The organism is Vibrio sp. YYF0003 (genome assembly GCF_036350715.1).
Lineage (GTDB): Bacteria > Pseudomonadota > Gammaproteobacteria > Enterobacterales > Vibrionaceae > Vibrio > Vibrio natriegens.
In genome coordinates, this window is record NZ_JAZDWA010000006.1 from 219,767 (window position 1) to 242,292 (window position 22,526).

17 protein-coding genes and 1 pseudogene are annotated in these 22,526 nt (G+C 40.2%); 10 read left to right on the top strand and 8 right to left on the bottom strand.

Annotated features, from left to right (window positions below; all coding sequences use genetic code 11):
- Positions 1 to 189: 189 nt before the first annotated feature.
- Positions 190 to 2,589, bottom strand: coding sequence for a glycoside hydrolase family 3 N-terminal domain-containing protein (locus V1U08_RS17785; RefSeq protein WP_330471139.1), 2,400 nt, complete (start codon positions 2,587 to 2,589; stop codon positions 190 to 192).
- A 244-nt stretch (positions 2,590 to 2,833) separates the two neighbouring features.
- Here V1U08_RS17785 and V1U08_RS17790 point away from each other — a divergent pair, with 244 nt between their 5' ends.
- Both V1U08_RS17790 and V1U08_RS17795 read left to right on the top strand, forming a co-directional pair.
- Entirely contained in the window at positions 2,834 to 3,964 is a 1,131-nt protein-coding gene (locus V1U08_RS17790) for a helix-turn-helix domain-containing protein (protein ID WP_330471140.1), read from the top strand.
- Between the two features lie 34 nt (positions 3,965 to 3,998).
- Positions 3,999 to 5,234 carry an MFS transporter gene (locus V1U08_RS17795; protein WP_330471141.1) on the top strand — a complete coding sequence of 412 codons (1,236 nt, stop codon included), beginning with the start codon at positions 3,999 to 4,001 and terminating at the stop codon, positions 5,232 to 5,234.
- Between the two features lie 79 nt (positions 5,235 to 5,313).
- Here the strand turns inward: V1U08_RS17795 and V1U08_RS17800 are convergent, their stop codons facing one another.
- Together V1U08_RS17800 and V1U08_RS17805 are read right to left on the bottom strand one after the other, a co-directional pair.
- Positions 5,314 to 5,787, bottom strand: coding sequence for an Lrp/AsnC family transcriptional regulator (locus V1U08_RS17800; RefSeq protein WP_081281067.1), 474 nt, complete (start codon positions 5,785 to 5,787; stop codon positions 5,314 to 5,316).
- A 276-nt stretch (positions 5,788 to 6,063) separates the two neighbouring features.
- Positions 6,064 to 7,110 carry an ornithine cyclodeaminase gene (locus tag V1U08_RS17805; protein WP_330471142.1) on the bottom strand — a complete coding sequence of 349 codons (1,047 nt, stop codon included), beginning with the start codon at positions 7,108 to 7,110 and terminating at the stop codon, positions 6,064 to 6,066.
- Positions 7,111 to 7,278: 168 nt separating this feature from the next.
- Between V1U08_RS17805 and V1U08_RS17810 the strand changes: the two genes are divergently transcribed.
- The gene (locus V1U08_RS17810; protein ID WP_330471143.1) at positions 7,279 to 7,698 is read left to right on the top strand and encodes an Lrp/AsnC family transcriptional regulator; all 420 of its coding nucleotides are present in this window, start codon (positions 7,279 to 7,281) and stop codon (positions 7,696 to 7,698) included.
- 191 nt (positions 7,699 to 7,889) lie between these two features.
- Here V1U08_RS17810 and ctlX read toward each other — a convergent pair whose 3' ends face one another.
- Positions 7,890 to 8,819, bottom strand: a complete 930-nt coding sequence (gene ctlX, locus V1U08_RS17815; protein WP_330471144.1) for a citrulline utilization hydrolase CtlX — start codon at positions 8,817 to 8,819, stop codon at positions 7,890 to 7,892.
- Between the two features lie 822 nt (positions 8,820 to 9,641).
- On the opposite strand from ctlX, the gene arcA reads away from it, so the two are divergent.
- Positions 9,642 to 10,865, top strand: coding sequence for an arginine deiminase (arcA, locus tag V1U08_RS17820; RefSeq protein WP_330471145.1), 1,224 nt, complete (start codon positions 9,642 to 9,644; stop codon positions 10,863 to 10,865).
- A 180-nt stretch (positions 10,866 to 11,045) separates the two neighbouring features.
- Complete coding sequence (locus tag V1U08_RS17825; RefSeq protein ID WP_330471146.1) at positions 11,046 to 12,491, top strand: YfcC family protein; 1,446 nt, start codon at positions 11,046 to 11,048, stop codon at positions 12,489 to 12,491.
- Between the two features lie 353 nt (positions 12,492 to 12,844).
- On the opposite strand, the gene V1U08_RS17830 is transcribed toward V1U08_RS17825, so the two are convergent.
- The 3 genes from V1U08_RS17830 to V1U08_RS17840 form a co-directional block, all read right to left on the bottom strand.
- A complete protein-coding gene (locus tag V1U08_RS17830; RefSeq protein WP_330471147.1) occupies positions 12,845 to 13,666 on the bottom strand; it encodes a transporter substrate-binding domain-containing protein in 822 nt (273 codons plus the stop codon).
- A gap of 361 nt (positions 13,667 to 14,027) precedes the next feature.
- Entirely contained in the window at positions 14,028 to 14,966 is a 939-nt protein-coding gene (mmuM, locus tag V1U08_RS17835) for a homocysteine S-methyltransferase (RefSeq protein ID WP_330471148.1), read from the bottom strand.
- A gap of 317 nt (positions 14,967 to 15,283) precedes the next feature.
- Positions 15,284 to 17,059 (bottom strand): SgrR family transcriptional regulator, encoded by a 1,776-nt coding sequence (locus V1U08_RS17840; RefSeq protein WP_330471149.1) that lies wholly within the window; start codon positions 17,057 to 17,059, stop codon positions 15,284 to 15,286.
- Between the two features lie 171 nt (positions 17,060 to 17,230).
- Here V1U08_RS17840 and V1U08_RS17845 point away from each other — a divergent pair, with 171 nt between their 5' ends.
- From V1U08_RS17845 to V1U08_RS17855, 3 genes and pseudogenes are all read left to right on the top strand, one after another.
- A complete protein-coding gene (locus V1U08_RS17845) occupies positions 17,231 to 18,055 on the top strand; it encodes a shikimate 5-dehydrogenase (protein WP_330471150.1) in 825 nt (274 codons plus the stop codon).
- A gap of 24 nt (positions 18,056 to 18,079) precedes the next feature.
- Positions 18,080 to 18,258, top strand: a pseudogene (locus V1U08_RS17850) (PTS fructose transporter subunit IIB); the annotation flags it as partial.
- Between the two features lie 99 nt (positions 18,259 to 18,357).
- Positions 18,358 to 19,566, top strand: coding sequence for a molybdopterin-binding protein (locus V1U08_RS17855; RefSeq protein ID WP_330471151.1), 1,209 nt, complete (start codon positions 18,358 to 18,360; stop codon positions 19,564 to 19,566).
- A 60-nt stretch (positions 19,567 to 19,626) separates the two neighbouring features.
- On the opposite strand, the gene V1U08_RS17860 is transcribed toward V1U08_RS17855, so the two are convergent.
- Complete coding sequence (locus V1U08_RS17860; protein WP_330471152.1) at positions 19,627 to 20,253, bottom strand: TetR/AcrR family transcriptional regulator; 627 nt, start codon at positions 20,251 to 20,253, stop codon at positions 19,627 to 19,629.
- Positions 20,254 to 20,358: 105 nt separating this feature from the next.
- Here V1U08_RS17860 and V1U08_RS17865 point away from each other — a divergent pair, with 105 nt between their 5' ends.
- Complete coding sequence (locus V1U08_RS17865) at positions 20,359 to 21,423, top strand: MBL fold metallo-hydrolase (protein ID WP_330471153.1); 1,065 nt, start codon at positions 20,359 to 20,361, stop codon at positions 21,421 to 21,423.
- A gap of 34 nt (positions 21,424 to 21,457) precedes the next feature.
- Positions 21,458 to 22,450 carry an NAD-dependent epimerase/dehydratase family protein gene (locus V1U08_RS17870; RefSeq protein ID WP_065299876.1) on the top strand — a complete coding sequence of 331 codons (993 nt, stop codon included), beginning with the start codon at positions 21,458 to 21,460 and terminating at the stop codon, positions 22,448 to 22,450.
- The last annotated feature ends 76 nt before the right edge of the window (positions 22,451 to 22,526 follow it).

Genomic DNA, 22,526 nt, shown 5'->3' on the forward strand with positions numbered 1-22,526 from the left:
TTAGCTTGAATGAAAGTCATCTTTTGGCAAAAGAGACAGAGATATTAAAAACCTTGAATTTTACTATGTGGTAGCCTGAATCTGGTTAGCTTTCTTGTATTTTTACAGGGGAGGCTATGAGTTCATCGCGAATTGATATCGGCTCTAACCAAATTAGAGCCGATATATAGGCATAGTTATTCTTATCGATTATTCAACATCAATATCTATTATAGAGTCATCGATGATTCCCAAAGACCCTGGTGAGGTTTGGGCTACAACAATCTCTTCACCTATATCAAATGATATTGGTGATGTATTAGATATGTCAGATGAGTTTGATATGTAAACATTATATGTGCCAGGTTCAATGATCCACGCATTTGAACTAGGGTCAAAGCTAGCGAGCTCAAATGACGAAATATTGAATGTCAGAGTCTCAGATGTTCCCGGGGACAACTCAGATGTTTTGGCAAAAGCTTTTAACTCGATAGTCGGCTTCTTCAATTTAACTTCTGGAGCGGTTACATATACCTGTGCTACTTCTTTCCCTGAAACATTGCCTGTATTGGTCACTGATGCAGAGAGTGTCAGATGCCCTGAATATCCATCACTCAAATCATTATTACTTATTGCAGCAGAATCTATCGTAAAGGTCGTATAAGAAAGGCCGTATCCAAATGGGTAAGATACATCTACACCTTTTGAAGAGTAGTAACGATAGCCAACGTAAATACCTTCGTTATAGTAAATCTTATCTACTTCTCCATCATTATCTTCATCGATGCCAGGGAAGGAGTCAGAGTTTGGAACATCGGTATAACTTTTAGGGAATGTTTGAGCCAATTTACCACTTGGGTTTACATCTCCGGAAAGCAAGTCTGCGACTTGATAGCCCATTTCTTGTCCACCCATATAAGCGATTAAAATCGAGTCTACTTTATCACTCCATCTGGACGTATCGATAACTCCATTATTGTTAATGACAACGACCACTTTCTTATCTTGCTCATGAAATGCTGCTGAAACTTGAGTAATCATATCCATTTCATCTGAAGTAAGGTAATAGTCCCCTTCGGTAGCAGTTCGATCAGCCCCCTCACCAGCCTGGCGGCTTATAGATATAACAGCGATGTCATCAACCAACGCAGATTCAGAGACTAAAGCTTCAAGTTCACTATTACCGGAAACAGGAGCTTCATCGATTTCGTAATAGGCTAATGGACCCCAGCTATCATTATGGGCAATTTTATTGGAGTCAAAATAAGCTTGGTACCACGTTTTCAAATCTTCGTTTACAGTAAATCGTTCTGAAAGCCCCGTTGCTATATCAATAGTGTATTTTGACAATACATTGCCGCTGCCTAGTCCTCCTTTATAAGTAGCATTTTGTGCTACTCCAAACATCGCTACACTTTGTGTATCACTATTGATTGGCAAAGCGCTCTCATTTTTTACAAGTACCATACCTTCGGCACCCGCGCGGCGAGCAATTTCTATGCTCTGCTCAGAATTGGGTACGCCGCTATAATCGTAGTCATTGTAAGATAGTGTTTTTTGCGCTTGAGTTAGAATTCTTACTACATTTTCATCGAGTGTACTTTCATCTAAATCACCGTTTTCAATAGAAGCTTGGAGTGCTTCTTTTATATGGTCGCCTCCAGCCATGACCAGATCGTTACCTGCGTTCATAAGTCTCGCTGGAGAATCTGTGTCATTGTTTACGTCATCTGCCCCCCAGTCAGTCATGACAAATCCGTTAAAGCCCCATTCTCCACGCAGCATGTCAGTAGTTGCATCTTTGCGATGGCCGACGTAAGAACCATTCACTTTGTTATAGCTGGACATAATTGACCATGGTTGAGACTCATCTATCGCGATTCTGAATCCCTTTAGATATATTTCTCGCAGTGTCCGTGGAGTAGCAATAGTATCTACGTATAAACGATTACTTTCAGACTCATTACCAAAGAAGTGCTTTAGTGTTGCTCCAACACCTTGAGATTGAACTCCATTAACGATAGCGGCTGCCATTTTCCCTGAAACAATAGGATCTTCTGAGAAGTATTCAAAGTTTCTTCCCGCCAGCGGATTCCGTTGAATGTTCATTCCTGGTGTAAGAAGAAAATCAGTGCCAAGCTCTTTTGCTTCATCACCTAAAGATTTAGCAAGCTCCTCTACTAAAGCTACGTCCCAGGTTGACGCTAGCAATGACCCAATAGGAAATGCGGTGGCATAAGAATCGGACAATTCTTCATCAACGAGATAAGGGGCGGATTTTACTCCTGCAGGACCGTCAGAAAGTTTTACTGCGGGTAAATCGAGTTCTTCATTCAATACGCCATTGATAGTACCTACTGATCCCCACGCACTTCTTTTTAAGTTAATTGGATTAGCAGAAAGCCCAATGTCTGATCCCGATACAACGTCTATTTTTTCACTTAGTGTCATATGAGATAGGTAGTTTAAGGCAATACTTTTGTAATACGCATCTCCGGTAAGTTCCGTTTTATCCGTACTGGAGTCATTACATCCGAGCATTAGACCGCTAATAGCGATAACTACAGCAATCGAACATTTATGCTTTGTAAATAAAGGTGTTATGTTCATTTGAACTCCTACAATGTAACCGAGTAATTCGCTTACATATGTTTTGTGATATACAAAAATAAATCTATTTTGGGGGGTGGTGTGGGTATCTTATATGGTCGAAAATAAAGTGGAAAATTCTGATATTATATCCATGCTCTACATTTCTCCTATAAAATACGGAATTTATAATACATAGTCTTGAGTGAGTGTTTTTTTCATTTAAGGACAGATTTTTACCTTAAAACAACAGTAGGCGCATTGTTTGAAAAAGATCACAATCTCAATTTCTATTGTGTTGTCCATTTTTAACACTAGTGATATTGTTAATTTTTATCTTGACGTATTATTCAAAATGGCTTTTGTTCCTTATTTTTTATGCAAACAAATTATATATAAATCTATGGGTGATGAATTTACATACCATGATGTAGTTGACATGCTTGATTTTAAAAATGATTTGATTTACAAGAAAAATGATAGGGTGCCAATTTTGGAGTATTATGACTTAATTTATAGAGCCGAAAAATCAGGATTTAATATATTAAAGATATATGATAAAAAAGAAGATGTTTTATCTAACTTTTCAAGCGTGTTTCCACAGTTTGGGCTAGTGTGTTTGAATAGTGAGAGTTTGATGACTGCAATTAAATCTTATCTATTGCTTAGCGGAGGAAGTGAGCATAATAAATGCGAATTACGACGCTTAAATGATAATAAAATAGAAATAACCTTCTTTCCACCACATGAAAAATTAAATAGTAGTATTTATCTACCATTAGGAAATATGATCATCCTCTTGGGGTTAGTCCGATTTTACATATCAAACCCTAATAACTATAAAGTAACAATGAACTTTGTATCAGGAAGCCAACCATCATTTGAAAGAGAAATAACTCGAGATCTAAAATGCGAAGTGAATTTTAATAGGATTAAAACATCAATAACTATAAATACACCTAGCTTGAATGATAGGTTTAAAAACTATAATCCAGCTCTTTCCCAAGTGAAGGAAAGGTGTAACTTGAAACCATTTATAACCCAAGAGATGGATATTATTAAAGATGTTGATTTTATTGAGAGTATAGCAGTTGTAATTCGTGGTTTTTATCATTCTAACTTTGATGGGAAGTGTTCAATTGAATATGTGTCCTCTAAAATAAATATCCCTGTATGGACTCTGCAGAGACAACTTTCAAAAATAAAGAGAACATATAGCGAAATACTCAACAATGTATTGCTTGAGTTATCAATGAGTCATTTATACGAAGGCAAGCATTCTATAAGGTACATTTCAGAATTGTTAGGTTTTTCATCTCAAGCGTCTTTCACGCGGTTTTTTAAGTCAATGACAGGGATGACTCCATTGGTCTATAGAAAAGAGTGTAATGACTGATTCCTTTTTAACGGTTAATATAATCTAAGATTATATGAAGATTAATAAAGTCATAATATCTATTATCTTTGGAGTTGCTACCTCAGTAATTCCACCGGTTTTATTAACCTATGGTGTGGGTCAATTTAATATCATACGTATTGTTGGGCAAGAACTCGCTAATTTTTGGTTTCCAATTTCATTAGGAATTGTTAGTTTATCTATATGTATATTAAACCCTATTGGAGGATATTTATTTGATAAATATAATTCAAATGTATTTAATAGTAGAAAATTGATTCTAATAGGGAGTATGACAGGATTCTTATCCATGCTCTTTCTGTCATATGCTAATAATATAATTATACTAATAACATTTTGGGTTCTGTCTAATCTTTCATATGGTCTAGTATCATTGTTATACTTTGTGCTTATACCAAAAATATTCAAATCTAGTAACTTTGGAAAAGTATCTGGATTAACAGGAAGCCTAATACCATTAGCTGTAATGATTATTAGTATAATTATTATGGGAGGATTTTCTGGTATATCTATTGAAAATAAGATACTTCTAATCGCTTCAATACAATTATTTTGTAATTTGGCTATTTGTAGGTTAGTTGATTTAGATTTAATAGGTGGTATATCTATTAATAATAGGCGTAAAGATAGAACTTCTTTTAAATATTTTTATCCAAACTTTTCTCTATATCCAAATTTCACATGGACTTTACTGAGTAGATTTTGCATCCATGTTGTAACTTCTGGTTTGAGTATGATGACACTATTTTACATAGCTAGATTTAACCTAACAGAAGAGAAAGTGTTTGAGTTACAAGCAATCACATCATTAGGGATTATTTTAATGATCGCTTCTGGAATAGTGTGTGGTTATTTATCTGATAAAAAAAGAGTAAAAAAACCTTTCGTTGTTTTTTCCTCCATTAGCATAGCCATTTGCATGTTCTGCTACTCTTACTCTGAATCGATAATATATGTAATTATTATTTCATTCTTTTATCAATTCTTTTGGGGTATTTTTAATTCAGTAGACCTAGCTTTAGTTAATCAAGTATTACCTTCTAAAGATAATTACGCAAAAGATATTGCTATAATGAATACAACTAATAACATAGCAAAATCTTTAGTCAGCTTTATCACACCTACAATTTTATACTGGGGGACAGCATGGATGGGAGATGATGGCTATACACTGTTTTTTCTAATAATGGCTATTTTTTCTATTCTTTCAGCTGTGCTCGTTAGTAAGGTTGATGAAAAAACAAACTAATTATGATGTGGATACTATCTTAATTATTTACTGATTCACTAAGAGCATGTTAGAAATAGTTCAGGTTTCTAGATGATTTTTAACGTAATGTATCTAAATCAACATAGCTCGTTGGTCTGTTCTCTTCCATTACAACGTGTGATTGAATAGTCGCTGAGTACTCTGAGTTACTTATGAGTCGATCATTGATTTCCAGGTAAGCTTGCATATCGCGGCAGATAATTTTTAGGATATAATCGCATTCGCCACTTACGGTATAAAAATCGACAATTTCTGGGATTGATGTTGCCATAGCCTTGAAAGCTAACAACTCTTGGTAGGAGTGGTGGCGCAGTTTTACGGTGGCGATACAGGTAACAAATCGGCAGACATTTCTAAGATTAACATGAGCATGGTATCCGTCGATAAAGCCTTCTTCTTCCAATCTTCGGACCCGCTGTAAGCAAGAGCTTGGTGCTAACGCGACTTGATTGGCTAATTCTTGATTGGTGATTCTTCCATTCCTCTGCAGGATATCAAGAATACAATAGTCCGTTTTGTCTAATTTTTTCATATAATATAAAGTCAGGTAAAGCCACTGAACATTGTGCTACTAATTCAATTCAAAGATAGTATTAGATTTTCTTTGGAATTACTAGAAAGAAGAATATTAAGCTTAATAGGCGTTAAGCCTTGCCTGCATCTTACATAGACTGTAGTCGATTTGGATAATTAACCTGTCAGCCCAGATATTCTATAATTGTCATCGCTGACTGATTTAATTTGGTGGTCATTAAAGCGCTTATTAAAGCCAACGGAGCAAATCTAATTTTGCTCCGTTGTGGACTAGCTAAGCAACCTGTTGGATATTTGATTTGCGCTTATTAGTCATGATACCGAACAAGTCTTTTGGATCTTCCATTTTAGGAATTAGTTCTACAGCTTCCCCTACGTTTAATTTTACCGCTACATCATATATGTAGCGTAAAACGGACAAATCTTCTAAGGCGAATCCTACCGAATCAAAAATAGTAATCTGATGTTGGCTATCTCGCCCGTGCTCTTCTCCCGAAATGACTTTCCATAGAGGGTGTACAACATGCTCAGGCGGTAGCTGTTGGATATCACCCTCGACCCTTGTTTGTGGCTCGTGTTCTACAAAAATCTTTCCGGCTTTTAGCACATCTATATGTAGCTCTGTTTTTCCTGGGCAATCGCCTCCTACGCCATTGATGTGCATGCCTGGCTCAACCATATCAGGCGTTAGAATGGTCGCATAGGCTTTATCAGCAGTGACCGTGGTGACAATGTCTGCGCCTTTTACACATCCCTGAGCTGAATTTGCTTTGATCACTTTAAGCGTTGGGTAAGCTTTGAGATGCTCTACGACCTTGTTCATTGATTGAGCGTCAATGTCAAAAATGCGCAGCTCTTTGATCCCCAGAATGGTATGGAATGCAATTGCCTGGAACTCACTTTGGGAACCACAGCCAATCATGCCCATTATACTTGCATCTGGGTTAGCCAGCGCTTTAGCTGCCATGACTGATGTCACCGCAGTCCGTAAAGCCGTTGAAATGGTTAGTTCGCTAAGCAGACGTGGAAAACCAGTAGCAACATCGGATAAAGCTCCGAATGCCATCACGGTCGATAAACCTTGTTGGGGGTTGGATGGATGACCATTGACATACTTAAACCCGTAATTAATGTCATCTGCGACTGGCATTAGTTCGATGACACCGATATCACTGTGTGCTGCAGTGCGGGGTGACTTATCAAACGCCTCCCAGCGGCGGAAGTCATCTTCCATATAGGTCAAAAGGCCCTTCATAAATGTTTCGGTGCCGTGATTATTGACCAATGAACTTAGCGCATTAACATCTAAAAAAAGTGTCATCCTTAACCTCCAATAGTGTGTGAATTTTTCACTTACTTTTCTTTCAAATATTAACCGTCAAGTAAGCCAACAGAAAGTCAGATAAATGTACAAATATTTAAAGAAAACTAGCATAATGCTAAGTCAATGTTGCATTGTGACTAAACTCGTACGGTTAGGGTAAAATTCATGGATGATACGGATAGACGACTGTTAGCTCTTCTTCGAAAAGATGCGCGTACTCCGGTAATTGCTTTGGCAAAAGAGCTAAAAGTATCGAGGGCGACAGTCCAAAATCGAATTAATAAACTTGAACGAGATGGCGTTATTCTCGGTTATACAGTAAAGCTTAATCATCAGGCGGAAAGTCATGTTGTTAAGGCAATGATGAGTATTTCTGTAGAAGCGAAAAATGAATCTAATGTGTTGGATCAACTGCATACATTTCCAGAAATATTGTCCATTTATCATACAAACGGACACTGGGATCTTATTGCAGAAATACAGGCTGAAAATCTCTCGTATCTCGGCGAGCTACTAGGACGGATACGTTCGGTAGAGGGTATTGTTCAGACTGAGGCGAGTTTATTACTTGATTTAATTTTCTAAAACTTAAGTAAGAATCTAGAGAACACTTTTGAAGAATTTGGGGTAGGAATTCGAAGGCGAAAGTTTTTAATGCCATGTCATCGCCTTGTTAGCGGAAGTTTTATGGGGCCAGAGTTTTAGTGATTGAGCACCAAATGATCTGGCCCGGATTGCACTTTAGCTAACGATAACGATTCGCGAAATTAGTACTTCTAATTATCTCGTTTTTTTAAGTGGATCCCAGCCAGCATACAGCGAACGGAGCCGCCCGCTAGTTCTATTGTAGGAATAGAGATAGGAATGATTTTGGCGTACTTTTCTATGGTATTAATTTGAGTAGTGGAGAGTACGTCATAAGCTCGCTTGGAGATAGCCAGAAGTGTTTCGCCTGTTTTACTCGTCAATTCAAGCGCATTACCAGCAAAATTATCTATCTGGTCGAAGCTTAGTTCAATGACCTCTCGGCCACTATCCAGCAAGCGATTTTTTATCTCTTCGCGTCTTGCAACGTCAACAATCATATCCAGACATATTAAGGCGTAGTTCGTTCCTATCGCCATCATTACATTTGTGTGATAAATCGGGATGCCTTGTCTATCCGCGCTGTCAAATGCCATTGGTTCATATCCGAACATAGTACAAAACCTTTCTAGGATAATATCGCTCGCTCGGTTGGACTTGGCTGTGTACGCCACTCTCTCTATATGATCTAAAACCATTGCGCCTGTTCCTTCTAAAAACAGGTTGTCCCACTCCAGACCAGAAAAATCCACAACAGATTGGACTCGATATTCTCGTTTTAAGGTTTCTATAATGTCGTCTCTGCGTTCGCGCCTACGACTAGGCGAATACATTGAATGAATGGCAATATTGCCCCCAGAATGAGTAGTGAACCAGTTGTTTGGAAATACACTATCTGGTGTTTCCTTGTCTCCGTAATCATGGAAAACATGAACTTTGACACCATGGCTTTCTAATGTCTGAACCATAGTGTCGAACTCTTGTTTGGCGAGCCCGCTGATATCCTTGTTGGTATTATTGTTAATATTCTGAAAAGCATTGTCTCTTGAAGTTTCAGGATTGGAATAGAAGTTCCATGGACAAACCATTGCAACGGCATTTGGTGACTGAACTAGAGCCATAATTTACCTCAATAAAAAGTTATAGATATCATTCTTAGAGCTCCTCTTTAAGGAAGCTAGAGTGTCCGATTAAGCGCATTAAAATGTGACGACCAGAAGTATCAAAACATGCTTGTAAACGTTAATAATCACTTACCTGTTGAATTAGCGCGCTTACTTTACTGGTTGATACTTGTTTATAAATAGTGGATTACGTCACGGTTCTAGAGCACAGCATTAGTCGTGCCAAAAAGTATGAATATTTCTTTTATGGTAATTAATTGAACCGGGTTTTGTATAATCAATAAAAACGAAATATAATTAGATTAATAAATATTTAATCGAATATAATTTTGTTAGGGTAATTAGCTAACGTTTGTTTTTTAATAATTTGCACCATTTAGGTGTAATATTATGGTGCATCACGATCTAAATTGGTGCATTATATTGTTTGGTCTAATATTATTCGGTTAAGTGTCTTTATAAAATTATTGGTTTGACGCAATTCAGAATAAAATATCGTGATAATAGTGTTTATATAATTGACAAGTTATTACGAATTTATGCATAAATTATCGAGTCGGAATGAGCATATATTGAACCGTTTCACTTTTCCTCTATATAGGGAAAGTTTAAAAAATAATTTATTACTAGCATAAAAATAAATTTGATTGATTGATTTATGATGCGTCTAGTAGACAAGTTAAACTTACATTGGTTGATGCATTATTCTTAAAATAACTTAAATAATTTGAAATTATAGAATAAAGCTCTGCTCATTGAATTTGATTTGTTTCTTTGTTCTTGCAATAAAAGAAAAAAATCAACATGGATGGAAAATAAATGAGTAATGAGTTGTTTGTAGGTTCTGAAATCGGTCAATTGCGAAGAGTACTATTGAGCAGGCCAGAAAGAGCAATTACACACCTGACCCCGTCTAACTGTCAGGAGCTTTTGTTTGATGATGTACTGGCAGTAGAAGAAGCGGGACGAGAACATGACGCTTTTGCTGAAACATTGAGATCTCAGGATGTCGAGGTTTTATTGTTGCATGATCTGTTAGTTGAAACGTTAAGAGTTGATGAGGCGAAACAGTGGCTGTTGAAAACACAAATCTCGGACTTTAGGTTTGGCCCTACTTTCGCTAAAGAGCTACGAAATTACTTGTCTGCGCTGGATAACGAGCACTTAACCAGTGTCTTACTTGGAGGTTTGGCTTATTCGGAATTAGAGTTTAGCTCTGCATCTATGCTTCCCAAGATGAATCAACCTTTGGATTTTGTCATTGAACCTCTACCTAATCACTTATTCACTCGTGACACGTCTTGTTGGGTCTACGGTGGTGTATCTCTCAACCCAATGATGAAACCAGCAAGACAGAGAGAAACTAACCACTTAAGAGCAATCTATCGTTGGCACCCAGCCTTTTCTGGCGGTGATTTCATTAGATATTTTGGTGATGATGATCTTCACTATGACAATGCAAACATCGAAGGTGGAGATGTTTTGGTTCTTGGTAAAGGAGCGGTACTTATTGGCATGTCCGAACGAACTACGGCTCAAGGCGTTGAAAACTTAGCAGCGAGTTTATTCAAATCTCAACAGGCAACTCAGATCATCGCATTGGAGCTTCCGAAACACCGTTCATGTATGCACCTTGACACGGTTATGACACACCTGGATACCGATACTTTCTCTATTTATCCTGAAATTATAAAGCGTGATTTGGTGACTTGGCAGTTAACTCCGAAGTCTGACGGGAGCGTTAACGCGAAACAGCTACCTAACTATGTTGAAGCTGTCGAATCTGCTTTGGGGATTGATCAGCTAAAGTTCATTACAACTGGTGGTAATAGTTATGAAGCTGAACGTGAGCAATGGAATGATGCGAATAACTTATTAACGGTCAAACCGGGAGTCGTTATCGGTTACGAACGAAATGTGTACACGAACGAGAAGTATGATAAAGCTGGTATTGAGGTACTGACCATTCCCGGTAATGAGCTAGGAAGAGGGCGCGGTGGTGCTCGCTGCATGAGTTGCCCTATAGAGCGAGATGGGATTTAATATTTCTATTTATATCTCCACTTTATTTAATTAAAAGTAATACATCAGAAAATATTGCCATACTAGTGTATTACTTAATTTAAAATATAACTCTATTTAAGTTTTATATTATTTTATTTATATGAAAGCATGGTTGTTTTTATAAGTTAATTATTTAAAATATATGCTTAAGGATTTTATATGACAGTAGAGTCTGTTAATAAAGAAAAGGAATTAAATTCCCGTTTAGGGTTTAAATTTCCTTCTGCCTATACCATTCTATTTATACTTATCGCAATAGTTGCCGTTATGTCCTGGGTAATTCCAGCGGGTAAATATGACAGAGCTATTAGTGAGGAACTTGGAAAGGAAGTACCAGTTTCGGGTACTTATCAGACTGTTCAAAATAACCCTCAGGGAGTTGTGGATGTTTTTTTAGCACCTATCGATGGGTTCTATGACCATAATACCTATGAAGCAGCGGCAATTGATGTGTCCCTGTTTATTCTAGTTATCGGGGGATTTCTTGGCCTCGTAACTAAAACTGGCGCGATTGATAAGGGTATAGAAAGAGTCACTTTCAAACTTAAAGGTCGGGAAGAACTAATGATACCGATCCTCATGGCTTTGTTTGCTGCTGGAGGAACGATATATGGTATGGCGGAAGAGTCTCTACCTTTTTACTCTCTACTTGTACCAGTAATGATGGCTGCACGCTTCGATCCGCTTGTTGCTGCTGCAACCATTTTACTTGGAGCGGGGATCGGAACGTTAGGGTCTACCATTAATCCGTTTGCCACCGTGATAGCATCGAATGCAGCGGGTATCCCATTTACCGATGGCGTATTTTTACGTATTGCGATGTTAGTTCTTGGCTGGATAATCTGTGTAGGCTACGTTATGCGCTACGCTAAAATGGTCCGCTCCGATCAAAGTAAGTCTCTCGTATATGACAAATTTCAAGAAAATAAACACCACTTCTTAGGAAATAACACTCTAGATAATCAAGCTTTTACTACTACACATAAAATGATTCTACTGGTTTTCGCTGCTTCATTTGGCATTATGATTTATGGCGTTTCAGTTGCTGGCTGGTGGATGGCTGAGATATCTGCCATGTTTTTGGCAGCGAGTATTGTCGTTGGCTTGATAGCAAGAGTTAATGAAGACGAGTTCATCGCCAATTTTATTGAAGGCTCGCGAGAACTGCTAGGCGTGGCGTTAATTATTGGTATTGCTCGAGGCATTGTGGTTGTTATGGATAGAGGTATGATCACAGACACTATTTTGTTTTCAGCAGAACAGGCAGTTTCAGGGTTGTCATCCATAACTTTTGTCAACGGTATGTTCTGCCTTGAAGTCCTCCTATCATTTTTGGTGCCATCATCATCTGGTCTAGCTGTTCTGACTATGCCAATTATGGCGCCATTAGCCGACTTTTCTGGGGTTGGCCGCGAACTGGTAGTCACCGCCTATCAGTCAGCATCAGGCTTGGTGAACTTAATCACTCCTACTTCGGCAGTAGTGATGGGAGGGCTAGCGATTGCACGAGTGCCTTATGTGCGTTGGATTAAGTGGGTAGCCCCTTTGATCGGACTGTTGACTTTGCTGATAGTGGTTCTACTAAGTATTGGGTCGATTCTATAGAGACTAATTAAGCGTGGCTTTGTTGCAGAAATCGAATGAACTAAATCAGAATCTTACGATCAGATCAGGGACATTCATTCACTTACTTTAAATTCATGCCGAAGCCTCGCTACAAAACCACTAACTGAAGCAAATATAGTCTATTAAATGATATACGTTTGTATTTCCCATATTGCACTAATTACACGATTGAGCTAAACCGATAATTCGGAAATGCTCTCAAAATTCTTAGCTTAAGATTTAGTACAACTTTCTCTCATCACAAATTGCCTTATTTTTCTGATAATCAGAAGGGGTTGTTATAACAAGCCACCTCATGATTGAAGTGGCTTACGATATTTTTTGTTTTTTGGTTACTGGACGCTATCTACCCATTTATCTGATTTGAACCATTTGCCATGAATACGCTGATAGGTTCCATCACCTTTAATTTGGCGCAGATAATTGTTTAGGAAGTTGAGAAAATCCGGGTCTCCCTGGCGAACAGCCCAACCAAGAGGTTCAAATGTAAAACTTTCGTTGAGATGAACCACTTTATCCTGGTGTTGCGCTTCATACATGGCGTTATAAGGAAAATCATAAACAAAAGCATCAGCCTGACCATTTGCTATTTGTAGTACGGCGTCCGCAGAGGTGTCGTAAAGATCGATTTTTGCTCCTGACAAATACTTTTTAGCCGCTTCCGCACCTGTTGTTCCCATTTGTGTTGAGATGACGTATTGGTCATTGTTCAGGTCACGGAAAGAATGAATTTTATCAGCAAGTTTAGGTGAAAGAAGAATTGTCTGTCCAACTTCTATGTATGGATCGGCGAAACTTACACTTAAATTACGCTCAGGCGTAATTGTCATGCCGCCGATAAAATCGCATTTACCTGTCTTTAGAGCAGGAACAATTCCGTCCCACGCTGTATTAACCGGCACAAATTTAACATTGATAGCACGTGCCATCTGTTTCGCCAGGTCAATATCAAATCCTACATAGTTCCCACTTTTATCCGTCATTTCGAACGGAATATAACCTGATTCAAAACAGAACTTGAGTTCTCCTGAACTTAATATGCCATTCAGTGCCGATTCCGCGGCGGTTGTATTAGCTGACGAAAAGAGGGTGAAAATAGCGATAGAGGAGGTTAACACCCCACGAGCTTGTTGTTTTAACGGCTTTAACTTCATTTTATACATCCACGTATTTTTATTTTTGTGTTTCTCTGCCCAGTCTGACAATGTGAGACATAAAGCTTATGGATGATGAAGAATTTGGGACAATAATCAATACATTATTCTTTATAAGATATACCAGTTTTATCCCTAGCCTGAAATTTCATGTTGACGGAAATTCTATGATACTAATGGCCAAATATTACTATGCATGATTGGCGAAAATTTAATGTTCTTTCGGTAAATTTTCTAAGAATCAGATAGATACTTCGCCCCTGAAACCAATTTTTGTGGATTGCATCATTCACGGGGGAGACCATACCTGCGTATACACCAGAGAGAAATGTCAGGAGCGAAGTGTGTTTATTTAAAGCGGTTATCCAACGTTAGAAAAGATCTGTTTTATTTCAGTCGGCGTTGTACCGCAGCATCCTCCGATAATTCGAGCCCCAAGGGTTTTCCATTGTTGAGCGTAAGATAGATAGCTTGTAGACCCGTTTTTATCATGCTCACACCAAGCCTTGCTATTTGGATCGTAACTATTACCCAGATTCCCGTAGACAACGATTGGCTTATCGGTTTCCGTGCTGATTTTCTCAATAAGTCCACCAACATATTGAGGTGCAGTACAGTTGATACCGACAGCAACAACGCAATCAAATGGTTCTAAAGCACGGATACACTCAGAGACCTTTTGCCCATTAGATATCTGAGATTCATTTTGAGCACTGAATGTAATCCAGCATTTTGCATTGAGGTCTTGAACAATCTCTGCAATGACCATCGCTTCATCTAAACGTGGTATGGTCTCCGCTGCGATGAGATCAACGCCTTGGTTCCAAAGAATCTCGATTCGTTCCTGGTGAAATTGGCGTAGCTCTTCCTTGGATAGATTATAATCACCGCGGTACTCAGAGCCGTCAGCGAGAAACGCACCGTAAGGACCAATAGATGCAGCGGCAATCGGGTAGCGTCTATTTTCTGCTTTTCCTTCTGATTCCCACCATGCGTCTCTTGCTTCTAATAGTAAAGTGGCGGATGTCTTGATCAGATCCACGGCTTCAGCTTTAGTAAGCCCTTTCTTGGTGTAGCCTTCAATTGTGGCTTGATAACTTACCGTGACACCAAAATCGGCTCCGGCCTGAAAATAATCGCGGTGCAATTGCCTGATTAGTTCCGGACTGTCTTTTAGGATTTTTGCAGTCCAAAGATCGTCGTTAAGGTCACAACCCATAGACTCGAGGTGTGTACCTGCAGCACCATCAGTAATAAGTAACGGAGACTCAGTAAGAATTGTATCGAGATCTTGTCTCATTGTATTTCCTTATGTGAATGACTCACAGAGTGTTTTAGCTATTGTTCTATAAGTATTGAACTGCACCATGAGAACTAGACGGTAGTTTTAGCGATTTTTCAATACTCTAAAGTTACTCATAAGCTGTTAAGCAAGTAAAGCATGTAATTACTGTCAGCCCCTTTTTTGCTGACTCATGTAAGCGGAGAAGAGCCCATCAAGTTTCAATTTTTCAATTGTAGACATTACTAATCCGTACTTTGACTTAAATTTTCTAATGTATTCACTTAAAACTATGCCGAGTTTGGATTGGATGAATTGGGCGAGGTAACCAGCTATTATTCTTCTGGCTCAAACCAAGTCGAGCGAAAATCAAACCAACCTAAGTTATTGAGGTGTAAACCCTGAGCGTTTGCTGGGCCTTTCAGGCGCATCCAATGGTGAAATAGTGGCTGCAGCCAACCTGAATGCACTACTTGCCAAATAAGATGCTCAGAACTCATATCACCACGGCGCCATTGATTATGGCAGTGATGCAACAGATCGTTATCTCTGCCATAAATGGATCTTCGCATCAACGGTGAGCCTAGCAGCCAAGCTCCAACATTCCAGGTTTCTGGTTTAGGAAAATTGATGGTACCCAACCAGATATCAATCTTCTCAGCTGCACCTTGTGCCCACTGTTCATAAGGTAACTCAATTAGCTCGAGATCAATATTATTACGTTTAAGTAAGGTGGCCATCGCACTGGCGAGAGCTGGAAACTCAGGGTGATGATCATGATAGGCCAAGCGAAGCTCGAGGTTTGATGCTGTACCTTTGAAAGGGGAAGTGGAATGCATTGGTGCGATCCGGTGGCACCAATTGGGCAGTAAACTGGTCGCGGGTACCCACAAATGACGAATACCGGGACTCAATTCTTGTGCTATGGAGTAAGGATTCAGAATTTGCTGCAACCAAGCCCGGTTTTCAGGCTGTTGCCACTTGTCAGAGTGACTATCGCAGAGTAGGAAATATCCTCCTTGTTCTAAAAACATTTCCTCAAAACGGTCAGAAGGCCCTCCAGTCAGATCAGATGCAACACCTGCGATATATTCTTTGTCACTCAAACTTGAACTCAACCACGTTGCATTTACTTCGCTTGATAGTGATTGCTTTGTCTCTTCGGCGGCTTCATCGGATTTATGGGTTAAATTCGGCCACATCAGGATATCGACCTGATCAAGCAGAGCGCGTAAACCAAAATAACTATCAAATGCTTTAAGACATAAACGGCGCTCATCATTTTGTATCACCTGATAAGGACCGGTACCAATTGGTGTGCTCGCAAAATGCTCTATCTCGTCATGGTCAGTGGGTAGTATAAGTGCAGAGGCTGTTGTCAGTAGTAGAGGAAAGTTTTCATCCTTTGCACTAAGTTCAAATTCCACACAATGCGGTCCGATGATTTTTATCTGCTCAATATGTGAAAAAAGAGCGTGCTTGCGAGCTCGATCAAGAGAGGTGGCAACATCGCCGGAAGTTAACGGACGACCATCGTGAAATTGAACCGCAGGCCTTATATAGAAGCGCCAGATAGATGGGGTAATTTGACGCCAATGATGAGCTAAATCTCCTTCGACTTCACCTATTTCCTCTTTTACACGGGTTAAACCACTGAAGATCTGACGGATAAGGTGGCGCTCAGAACGGCGTAAAGGTGTTCCCGGGTACAAATTGTACATAGTTCGATAGTAAGGAACACGCAGAACCTGGTTGTCTGGGTTAATACTAAAGCCCAGTTTTGAGCGCAATAATGGCGCAACTAAGTGTTTGTTTGTGCCGAGAAGATCAATAGCCTCATTGAAACGACCTTTATCAATCAAAGTTTCGGCCTTTTTACTAAGTAATTGGTGTTTATTGCTTAACAGCGTCAGTGTTGAGCGTTTCCCACGCCCGAATTCCCCTTGCCAATCAATCCATCCGCACTCTTGCATTTGAAGCAAAAGATTTCGCATGTGCCGTTTGGTACAGAAAAGGCAGTCAGAAAGTTCTTGTAATGTTACCGACACACTGCTTTCGCCAAAGTGGTTAAGCAGCTTGAGATATTGTTGTTCGAGTCTGTTGCTAGCCATAAAAGAGGAACTTATTTTATTTGAATTCATCAATTTTTAATCACCTCAATTTAGACCATTCTATTTCCATCAACAAGGCATACCTCACTATGAGCAAGAGAGTATTCCGAGATCTCGAGACATTTTTGCCGTGGTTCTACCTATTCGTGAATAAAGAAATGGAGAGTTTTGATGAACACAAAAATTAATAAAGATACGACGATTTGTATGTCTTTGGCTGCAAGACCTACCAATTTCGGCACGCGATTCCATAACTACCTCTACGATGCGTTGGATCTGAATTACCTCTATAAGGCATTTACCAGTAAAGATCTTGCTGGCGTGATAGCGGGGGTGAGAGCTCTCAATTTTCGCGGTTGCGCTATTTCCATGCCATTTAAGGAGGAAGTCATAGCATTGGTGGATGAGCTCGATCCCTCTGCGGCAGCGATTAATTCCGTTAACACTATCGTGAACACCGATGGCCATCTTAAGGCGTATAACACTGACTACATCGCTATTTCTACGTTACTGACTCAATACGCGATCCCAACGGATTTTTCATTTGCTTTAAAAGGAAGCGGTGGGATGGCGAAGGCGGTGGCATGTGCGTTAAGAGACCTGGGATTCACCAACGGTGTTATTGTAGGGAGAAATGAGGCAAGCGGTAGGGCGCTAGCCGATTTGTGTGGATTCAAATGGCAAACCGATATGAGTGGCATCGAGGCTGATTTACTCATTAATGCAACGCCACTCGGCATGAGTGGAGGCTCAGAGGAGGGCCGCCTGTGCTTTTCTCAGCAAGAAATTGAACATGCGCAAGTACTGTTTGATGTTGTTGCCATCCCGGCTGTTACGCCAGCGGTTGAGTTTGCAAAATCCATAGATAAAACCGTGATCACTGGCAGTGAAGTATTTGCTATTCAAGCCGTTGAGCAGTTTCAGTTATACACCGGAATTAAACCGAGTCAGGCACTTTTTGAACAGGCAGCAGCTTATTCGAGAAGTGAATGTTAAATCGAATAAAACATAAATAAGGTACCCTACATGACACTTAAAATTGTTGCTATTACTGACTGTCCTACGGGCGTAGCTCATACATTTATGGCGCTGAAGCGTTAGAACTATCCGCCAAAAATAGTGGTTATGAACTTAAAGTGGAAACGCGTGGATCGGTTGGCGCAAAAAATACACTTTCTCAGGAGGATATTGATCAAGCTATCGATCACATTGATGGTGCACTTATGAGGTATGGATTTACCTGTATTGACAATATTCAATTGACAGTTTGTATTTTTTTGCAAAATTGACAACATTTTGTGGATATCGGTGCAATCGAGGAAATTGTTGATACAAATGCGGCCTGGATGTCTAGTCTGTTTTATCAGCAAGGATTTGGCTTAACTAAACGCTCAACAGTCGGTGATAAGCAATCGAGCTTGATTGAAGAGTTTTTAATGCTGAGTTTTAATAATGACGTTGTTATCGTTAATGGCGGTTTAGGTCCAACGACTGACGACTTGAGTGCCGCGGCAGCAGCAAAAGCGGCTGATTGTAAGTTGGTGCTGTTTAAGGAATGGCTTGAGCAGCTAGAGAGCATGTATGCTCGACGTGGCAAACCTATGCCAGATAGTAATTTAAAACAAGCCATGCTCCCTGAAACCGCTCAAATACTCGATAACCCAATCGGTACTGCCTGTGGTTTTAAAATGTTGATTAACGATGCGGTTTTCTATTTTACGCCAGGCGTACCCAGCGAATTTAAACTGATGGCAGAAACGCAGATTTTGCCTGATTTGAAGCGCACTTTCCCTGATGTTCAAGGCTCTTCATGTAGTCGCATTTATACATTTGGACTCTCAGAGTCGGGCATCTCAGATAAGTTGGATCCGATAAAGTTACCTGAGGGGTATGAGCTTGGTTATCGCTCTTACTTACCTTTCATTGAAGTGAAACTGTTTGGCTCTAACGATCAGTTTGATCAGCGTTTAAAGTTATTGCAGATAATTAATCAACACCTGGAGGCTAATACAGTCAGCATCGACCAGCCTATGATCGAGCATGTAGGCCAGTTGTTAGTAGAGAAAGCGTTAACGCTATCAGTTTCTGAAAAGAGCAGTGCAGGGTATTTAACCTATTGGCTCAACGGTGATGAAAATGCCGAAAAGCAACTTGGCCACAGCTGGGTTTTATCAGGCAGTAATCAAGCTATCAAAGACGAAGGTGACCCATTAGCCGCAACGTTTGCACTGTCCGGTGCGACTCGTGAAAAATGCCGAACTGATTTGTCGTTAGTTACAGGCGAACTCGATGATGGTCTGTTTTCTGTCGCGCTATCGACGCCTAAAGGGGAATGGGGAGCTGTCTACAAGCTGTCCAGAAAATATCAGCGCGATGATCAAGTAAAAGTCATCAGTACGGCTGCTCTCGATCTACTGCGCCGTTATCTGGAAGGTAAGCCGATGTTTGCCCACTATGCATTTTTAGAAAAAGTGAAAGAGATGCACATTCCATCCAGTGCAATTTAGTGCCGGTTTTTACACGACTTTTGGATAAAAAAGCCAACTCTGTTGGCTTTTTCAATATGCCTATTCTTCACGTTGGGATTTTTGATAACGAGCAAGGAAAAGTCGTGTCGTTTCTTCGACCAGACGTTGCTTCTCTTTTTCCGTTAGTGGTGCTTTGATACGCATCAGCTGAGGCCACAGCGCGCTTCCTTTGATCAAACTATGCAGCTGTTCTTTAGCAAACTCGGCATCAAGATCGATTAGTTTGCCGTCATCACTCGCAGCAAGGATCCAGCGATAAACTGCGGTTTCTTTTTCTGCCAGCTTCTTCAATTCTTCCTGCAACATATCCGGATTACTGAACAGATAGTCAAATGCTACTCGAGCCAAGTCTTGATATTGTGGCGAAGATAGAAATTCCAACTCTTCGGTCAGTAGTGACGCAAGTTGAGTACTCAATGGCTGCTTGCCACTGTATGTGACGTTGCTTTGCATTATCGCTCTTTGCCATAGTTCAGAAAGCAAATGCAGAACCAGCGCTTCCTTACTTTCAAAGTGATTGTAGATCGTGCGCTTTGACACATTGGCTAACGCGGCTAATTTATCCATGCTCGTCGCTTTCACGCCTTCTTCACGAAAAGCTTCAATGGCTGCCTCAACTATCGCTTCCCGTTTTAACTCACTTCGAGTCAGCTTTTTTTCCATCATAAAGATCATTGCTCGTAATTCTTTGATCCAATTTTACACTGCATAGTTTACTTTTCAATCTAGTTAAGTAAACTACACCGTATAGTTTACTTTTGGTGACAAAGAATGAAGTCAGTTACTTTTATCTTCTTAGGAATATTGGTGGTCGGTATGCTAGCGAGCTTAGCTTCTAATAAACAAAAGTTTTACAACAGCGAAATGCGATATTCATCGACTCTGGGCGACACGGTGAAGATCGTTCATGCATTCTTAACAGCAAAACGTGTTGATGCCGTCCCAAAAACACCGCTTCTCAATTATGAAATCAATCCTAACGATCTTCGTCAGCCGAAGAACGACTTCTTATATCGTCTCGGCCATTCAAGCGTGTTAATGCACATCGATAGCACTTGGATCCTTACGGATCCTGTATTCAGTGAACGTGCTTCTCCAATACAGTGGGCTGGACCGAAGCGCTTTCATCCGGCTCCAATCACAGCAAGTTCTTTGCCGTACATCGACATTGTGATTATCAGTCACGATCACTATGACCACCTGGATAAAGCGACGATAAAAGCGATCGATGAAAAAGTTGGTGTGTTTGTTACGCCACTTAAAGTGGGTGACCGATTGCAAAGTTGGGGCATCTCTAGAGAAAAGATCATCCAACTAGATTGGTGGCAATCGTTGTCGCTGAACAACATTGAATTCGTTTCAACGCCTTCTCAGCACTTTTCAGGTCGTGGCTTGTTGGATCGTAATCAAACCCTCTGGTCGAGCTGGGTTATTCTAGGCAGCAAACATCGTATTTTCTTTAGTGGAGACAGCGGGTACTTCTCTGGTTTCAAATCTATCGGCGAGCGTTATGGCCCATTTGATTTCACTCTAATGGAAGCGGGGGCTTACAACTCGCTTTGGAGCGATATTCACATGATGCCGGAAGAAAGCGTGCAGGCACATATCGACCTGCAAGGGAAATTTATGATCCCAATCCATAACGGTACATTCGATTTATCCATGCACCCATGGTACGAGCCTCTTGAACGTATATCCGCAATAACTGCGAATCGTGACGTTCAACTCGTCACTCCTGCTTTCGGTGAACAAGTCGTACTTGATGCGCCATCACTTAAGAATCGTTGGTGGCTGGAGCAATCAGCAAACAGCAACCTCGAAATCGCTCAGTTTTGAACAAATAGTCGATGAAAACTTTAAGGAGAAGATTATGAATAGATGTTTAGTCACAGGCGCAAGTGGTCACGTTGGTAATAACCTTGTCAGGGCTCTCTCTCGACAAGGAGACTACGTGCGTGCAGGCATCCGTAACTTGAAGAAGTCTGATTCATTGCAGGGAATCGATTGTGATGTTGTTTACTGCGATTTATTAGATAAAGCGTCACTGCGAGAAGCGCTTAATGGCATTGATACCCTCTATCAGGTTGCAGCAGTCTTTAAACATTGGGCAGAAGATGAGGAGGCTGAAATTGTAAACCCGAACCTGATCGGAACGAGAAACATACTGGAAGCCGCAAAAGAAGCAGGGGTAAAACGAGTCGTTTATGTAAGCTCCATCGCTTCTTTAGAACAAACACATCGCAACGAAAACGGCGAAATTATTGTTGAAGGATACAATGTTTCTGACCAGGTCAACCCATACTGCCGCGCGAAAACCCTTGCAGAACAAGAGGCATGGAAAGTTTCGGAAGAGTTAGATTTGGATATGGTGACGGTACTACCTTCCACTATTCTAGGCGGGGAATACAAACCGAATACTGAATCGCTCGACGCTTTCTCTGCAATCGTGAATGGTAAAATGCCATTCTTATACGAGTTATACTTAAGCCCTATTGATGTTGATGATGTCGTTAAAGGAATGATTAGCGCAGCAAAAACAGGCGTTCGTGGGCATCGCTATGTTTTAGCCAACACTTCCACCATTTCCACTAAACAAATCATTGATATTGCCCGCGAGATCAACCCGTCTCTCGTTGCTCCGAAGATACTGGATGAAAATGAGATTTACGCACTTGTTGATCAAGCTGAAGCGGAAGCGCTTAACACGAATACTCGGCCTAAGATCATTCGCAGCAATGTGGCACGTACCCTCAAACATAAGTTTGTGTTTGATTTGAACAACTCATTGATGCATCTCGGCCATTCACCTAAAGCGGCAGAGACGGTTGTTAGAGAGACCATGCAATCTTTGTATGTCCGCTGATCAATGTGTAGTCTCACAAAAAACGAACCCCACCTGTATGAGGTGGGGTTCTGAAAACAAACAAAGGTGTTTACTT